Genomic DNA, 7,254 nt, shown 5'->3' with positions numbered 1-7,254 from the left:
ATTCTGGGTCTGCGTCGTTACATTACCATTGCCATCATCATAACTCCACGTTACTACCGTAGTACCCTGCGTCGTTATTGGGAAGCTCGTCGTAGTAGTACCTGTAATACTACCCACACAGTTATCCGTAGCTGTAGGAGCCGTAATAGCCGTTACTTCACACTGCTCAGTAACATCTGGTAAGGTAGCCGTGTCTGCTACTGGGGCCGTAGTATCATCTATAATAACATTCTGGGTCTGCGTCGTTACATTACCATTGCCATCATCATAACTCCACGTTACTACCGTAGTGCCCTGCGTCGTTATTGGGAAGCTCGTCGTAGTAGTACCTGTAATACTACCCACACAGTTATCTGTTGCTGTAGGAGCCGTAATACTTACTACCGCACACTGCTCAGTAACATCTGGTAAGGTAGCCGTGTCTGCTACTGGGGCAATATTGTCTTGTACTACAACAGTGGTCGTTGCTGTACTAACACAACCATTTGCATCGGTAACTTGAACAGTGAAGATTTCGCCATTGACAGATCCAGAAGCTATTGGGCTTTGTAAAGTATTATTGTTAAAAGTGGCAGAGCCATCTGAAGACCATAACCATGATACAGCATCACCGCCAGTTTCATTTAAGGTTAGCGTTGCTCCAGGACATATAGGACCATTATTAGTTGCTGAAGCTGTAGGGTTAGGCGGATCAGAAAGTGTTACGCTTGAAGAATTTCCTGAGCATCCTGATAATGTTGGTATAATGTTGGTATAACTACCAGCATCTAAATTAGAAATAACAACTTGTCCTGAGGCATTCGCAGCAATATTGACAGTTACTGGCGCACCATCATCTAAGTAATTAACAGTATATGTTGCACCAACTGTTAATCCCGATAAGGTAATAGAGCCATCTGTACCTCCACAAGCATCAGGATTATCACTTCCAATTGTGTAGGTAACATCTGGAACCGTTAACGTTGCTGGAATCGAAGTAGCATTATCGCAAGCAAAAGCAGTATTCGTAACTATAACTTGATATTGATGACCGTCTAAACTTTCGGTAACTCCAGTAACTGTTAATGTTGTACCATCAACTCCTGAATAAATACCTCCGTTTGATAAATTTGTAAATCCGCCACCTGTATCAACTTGCCATTGATATACAAGATTTGAACCTGATGCATTTACAGTAAAACTAGCATTACCACCTACACAAACTGTTTGACTTGCTGGTTGAGGATTATCTATTGTAGGAACAGAACCAACTTCAAGAAAATCATAAATAGTATTTGAATTACCATCAGCTGGTGTTGTATATCCGTCAACAACTGTTGTACCAGTTACTTGCCCGTTTGCATTAACCGTTGTTGGTAACTCTCCTAAAATACCATCGTTATTTTGATCGGTAAATCCTGCTTCAATTACATCATTACATCCATCTCCGTCGCTATCTAAATCGAGACGATTTGGAATTCCATCTCCATCTGTATCGCAAAAACCTAAAACACGAAAACGTTGATCATTACTAAATCCTCCTGTTGCTCCTGTAAAAGCTAAATAGGCATTATTTGATCCAATATAGGCTGATGATGATAAATCAATTGTAATAGTATTTATTAAAGCCCCATCTAAAAAAATTTGTAGTGTATTAGTAGCCGCAGTCCATTCTACAGAAAAAGAATGCCAATTACCATCTTCTAAATTATTCAACAACACCGGACTTATAATATTAGTCATAGGAGTTGTGGTTGGATCTCCAGTATCAGTAGGCACTCCTGAATCTGTATCCCAAATTGTAAAATGATCTTCTACTGGGTCTTGAATTGTTCCTCCGTTTTGCCAAGTATCTAATTCAAAAGCTATTCCGTTTTGAATACCCCATGCGCCTAGACCTGGTCCACTAGTAGTACCTATAGCATTTGGTCCTAGCGGATCGTTATGCAAAACCATTGCAATTCCATCAGCACCATTACTATCTTTATTTCCTAAAAATACTTCTAAAGAAATTTGAAAATTTTCATTTAAATCAATTGTAGAAATTGAATTTGCACTACCTAAATTTACACCTGCATCAGGAGTTAGTTGTATCTCATTTGCTGAGATAACTGAGGCATCACCCGATAAGTTAAAATAATTTTCAGCATCTAGACCTCCCATAAAATTCTGAAAACCACATTCAACAACATCTAAAATACCATCGTTATCATCATCTACATCTGTAACATCTGGAATACCATCATTATCACTATCTACATCTACAAATGTATTTGGTGAAAATTCTGAAGTCGTATTACTTAATGTTGCTGTAGCAGTAATAATTGTATCTAAAGAAACACCTGTTGGGACAGGAATTCGAAATTCAAAATAATTGGTATTATCATTATTTCCATCTACAGTATAAGATGACGTTACTGAGCTTAAATCAGCACCACTACCTTCTACCAATGTTGTTATATAGGTTTGTCCTTCGCCATAATCTAATGTTCTTGCTCCAATTTGGTTATCTCCTCTAATAGCAGTACCTTCTGAAATATCTGAAATAAAAAACTCTATAATTGCATTAGGTCTTGCCCAACCTTTAATGATTAAATTTCCTCCTTCAATTAAAAAAGGTCCATCAAAAACTGGAAAGTTAAGTGTACCGTTAGGTCCATTATCTCCATCTCCATTATCATTAAGTGAAACTCCATTATTTGAAATATCAATACCAAGAGCATTGCCAGCGGTTCCGTTTGCAAAAATGGAGTTTTGAGAAATAAGGTTACCTGAAGTATTACCTCCATCAACTACCATTCCGGCTTGACCATTATTTGAAATAGTATTTGTTATAACTGAAGAGTTGTTACCTAATAAACGAATACCATTATTTGAATTTTGTGTAATGTAATTAGTAGTAATTTGAGTTAAACCGCTATTAGTTACTTCTACACCATTTGTTAATGCATTTATAAAACTTCCATCAGCGTTAACTCCAATAAAGTTTTCTGTAATAATTGTTGGATTAGAACTTGTGCCTGCTTCAACACTAATACCTTCACTTCCATTTCCATAAATCGCAATATTTCGTATAGTTACATCATTAGCTTGTACTCTAAAAACATCACCAGAAGAAGCTCCATTTATTTGAATTTCGGGTTGATTAATACCCACCACAGTTCCTATATTGGTATCGCCAATATTAGCAGTTTGCGTTCTGGCATCAATATGTGTATTTACATCAGTAATTGCAGGTAATTGGGCGGTTTGGGTTATTTGAGCAATACCTCCTGTTAAAGCTCCACTAGGGATCATAAAAATCGAAGTATCCTCCCCAGCCGCCGGATCAAAAATACTATTTGCTTCTATGTTTAAAACTGTATTACCTAAATTATTTGAATTAGTAATAAATTGACCTAAAGAACCTTGCCCAGAACTATTTGTATTTACTATGGTATTAAAGTTGAAACCGAAGTCTAATCCATCTACTCCATCAGTATCAATAAATACATTCGCTATAGACTGTGCTCCAGCCAATACACCTACAGAACTATCAACTCCTGAAGGATTGGCTCCTCCAACTTCATTAGGTACGTTTGTAAACCCTCCTCCACTTGTACTATAATTTTTTCTAAAGGTTTGAATTGGCATACAGGTTGAACAAGAATTTCCACCTGCTCTACTTGAGTTAATAGTGTTGTTAACAACTCTAACTTGATAATTACCATTAGCCATTCCGCCAAAAAAATATCTACCGTTTGTGTCTGTTGTTGTGGTACTAATTAAAGCTCCTGTATTATCATATAATTCTACAGTTACATTTACTAATGCAATTCCGTTTGCTGCTACTAAATCTCTACCTAGTCCTCCACCATAATTTACATCTTCAAAAACAGTACCCGCTATAAGGTTACTTGGCACTTTTAACGCCACTGCATTCATAATAACAAAATCTTGTCCAGATCGTACATTTGTTGTGGCCGAAGTATCTCCTTGAGCTATAAACGAAGAAATATTATATGTGTCTAAATCTACACCATACGATGCAGTATTGTTTATTATTGGACTAACGGTATTGTCAAAAATTGTAGAATTAAATGGATTTATTGGGGTGCCATCATTATCTCCATCTCCAAATAAGTTATGTGTTCCAGAGCTAGTTGTAACTGTTAAATTTTCATTATTATTTAAAAGCTGGTCGCCTTCCCAAGCCAGTATTGATGTTTTTGAACCTGAAGAACCTATGGCATAAAACCCAGACATCGTAAAACTAGAACTTGATTCTCTCTCTCCGTTAAACCCTGTGTATAAATTGATTGTTGAAGCTATAAGTGTGGGTTCAGAATAAAAAATCATTAAGGACCATCCTCCTAAAACTACAGTTATATTACAATAATCAAATGAATTATCAACGGTTAAACCAGAAAAATCATATGTATTTGTAGAGGGGCTTGTTATACCAGTTATTATATTTGTTACATCACCCATCATTCCGTAAAAAGGTTCTCCATTAAAAGAAGATCCTCTAACTACACTAGCGTTTACTGATTGTCCTTCAAAAGTAACTTGGGTATCTGGAGTAGCGCCCGAATGCGCCCAAAATAAATAAGCTCTTTCAATAGTTGCTGTCGCTGGTATTGATGATGTTAATGTATTGGATGAATTTGTAGTTATAGCACAAGGATCAGTTCCGTCTGGCTGTGTTCTTAATGTTCCTCCTGTTAGTGCATAATCATAGTACCCATTAAATTGTTGAAACAAGGTTAAAGGCACATTAGATTGTATTGGAGGGTCTGTATCTGTAATAGTACCAATACCTTGTAGATCTGTTAATGTAATAGCTCCTGTACTTAGACCACTTAGATTTACTTCAAATGTCTCTCCGCTATCACTAAAACCATCATCAATAATTGGTACAGTTATCGTTTGACTTTCACCATCATTACCTGCAAAAATTAAAGTACCTGAGGTGGCCATATAATCACTTCCGCTTAAAGCGGTGCCATCTGTAGTAGCGTAATTCACAGTAAAACCTCCTGGAACTGTGCCATTAGATAATGTAACTGTAAAAATTGCATTACCAGCACTTTCATCTACAGTAACATCATTAATTGATAATAGTAATGGTAAAGGCGTACATGAAATCGTAGCATCCCAGCCAGCCCCATTAACAATACCATCTGATGTAAATCTAAACGTTAAGCACCCACTAGCATCACTCGAGACTGCCGTTGGAGGGATTGATGTACCAGAATAAGTACCTATTAATGTTCCTGAAGTATCTGTACCTTGATAGATACGTAAAAAATCAAAACCGCCTTCTGTATTAAAGCTATTAAAGTTTACAGAAACTCCTTCACCAGGTGTATCTGGACAAATAGTATATGTAATATCGAGACCATTAGCATAGTTACCTGTACCACCAGAATCTAAAAAAATATCGTTACAAGAGTTATTAGTAACACCATCTGACATTATTAATGCCCGAACTGCCGAAAATTGAACATTATCAATAAAAACAGTTTCAGTAGGTCCCCAACCCCCACTACCAGAACCAAAAGCTATAGAAGAATTTGCTGAAATTTCTGCTGCAGATAAATTATAACTTAAAGAACCTGTACCATTGAGTGCTGCTATTACATTATAATTAGAACCATCAAATAAGTAAACAAAGATAGTTTCATCACCAACAGTTCTATTGTAATCTAAAGTAAGTGTCGCTGAAACATATGGGCTTAAATCTAAATCTCTCGTGATAAAAACACCATCTAGATCCTGAAAACGAAGTTGATTGTTATTAATTTGAATACGACCCGTAGAGGGATTTGTAGTTTCGTTGTTTTCTACCCAACCAGCAGCAAAGTTTTGTGTACCGTTATTATTAGTATAACTAGTCGCATTAAAATTATCAATAAAAGTTTCCTGAGCATTGATATCAATAAATGATAATGCCACCAATAAAAAGAATAGTGTTGTAACAAAACTGTTACTACTGCTACACAAATTCAAGGTTAGTTTACTTTTTGGTTTACCTAGTATTTTTTTAATCATACACTACTTAACAATGTTAGACCCAAAATATCGACAAAGGTCACATCAATAAAACATTTCTTTAATATATACTAATAGCCTCCTACCACTATTAGAACACCCTTAAAACCAAAAATCCTATATTATATTATATATAACACAAGTAGTTTATTAATATTGCAATTTTTCTTATAAACTTTTAGCTTATTTTTAGTTATTCACAATGAAATTTTTAGATTGTTATTTTACTAATACAACTATCTGATATTTCATAAATTATACAAATATAAAAGCTGACAAATAATTGTTAACATTATGTTGATAACCTAGAATAATTGTTAATAACTCCTTTTTAAAAATCTTAATTAATCACCTATTTAAATTTTAAATTATCTGAAATTACAGCATTTAAGTTTAGTTTCGGTTATAAACATTATCATTCTTTTTTGTAAAGTCTTATTGTTTTAATTATCTAATGATTTAATGTATCTTTGCAAACCGTATTATTTCTGTAAAAATTGAGTTATGATTCAAGTTTCTGATACAGCAAAAAACAAAGTAGTCGAATTAATGCAGCAAGACGGTTTTGATGCCACTAAAGATTTTGTTCGTGTAGGTGTTAAAAGTGGTGGATGTTCTGGGTTGTCTTATGAACTAAATTTTGACAAAACTCAACATGAAAGTGATAAATTGTTTGAAGTTAACGATATCAAGATAATTGTTGATAAAAAAAGCTTCTTATATCTAGTGGGCACTACTCTAGAGTATTCTGGAGGTCTTAACGGAAAAGGATTCGTTTTTAACAACCCGAACGCTAATAGAACTTGTGGTTGCGGAGAGAGTTTTTCGTTATAAAAAACTATTAAAAAATTGAAAGATTTAAGAATTGAAAATGAAGCGATTTGAAGATTTAGAAGTTTACCAAAAAAGCATTTGAGTTTTCAATCAAAATTTGTAAAGTAACAAGTTCTAAAACATTTGATTATAATATCAAAAATCAAATTCAACGAGCATCAATATCAATTGTAATTAATATTGCCGAAGGATTTGAATTACAGTCAAACAAACAATTCGTTAAGTTTTTATATATCAGTAAAGGCTCAAGCGGAGAAGTAAGAAGTTTATTACGAATTTGTGAACGATTACAAATAATAGAAAGCAGTAGAGTACAAGAATTGATAAATGAAGCTGAAGAAATATCAAAGCAGTTATCAAAATTCATTAACTATTTAAACAGAAGCGAGATTAATTAATTTTTTTAAT

At 34.6% G+C, this 7,254-nt stretch carries 2 protein-coding genes and 1 pseudogene; 2 read left to right on the top strand and 1 reads right to left on the bottom strand.

Going from position 1 to position 7,254, the window contains the following annotated elements; all coding sequences use genetic code 11:
* Positions 1-6,012 (bottom strand): lectin-like domain-containing protein (locus AC1EUY_RS11190; protein ID WP_480195622.1); only part of this gene is annotated, 6,012 nt, incomplete at its 3' end.
* A 504-nt stretch (positions 6,013-6,516) separates the two neighbouring features.
* Between AC1EUY_RS11190 and AC1EUY_RS11185 the strand changes: the two genes are divergently transcribed.
* Positions 6,517-6,846, top strand: a complete 330-nt coding sequence (locus AC1EUY_RS11185) for a HesB/IscA family protein (RefSeq protein ID WP_480195621.1) — start codon at positions 6,517-6,519, stop codon at positions 6,844-6,846.
* A gap of 77 nt (positions 6,847-6,923) precedes the next feature.
* Positions 6,924-7,244, top strand: a pseudogene (locus AC1EUY_RS11180) (four helix bundle protein); the annotation flags it as partial.
* Positions 7,245-7,254: the final 10 nt, after the last annotated feature.

It is taken from the genome of Maritimimonas sp. 2210JD6-3, assembly GCF_056591795.1.
The sequence above is the reverse complement of the archived record's forward strand: the minus strand, read 5'-3'. Positions and strand labels throughout refer to the sequence as shown.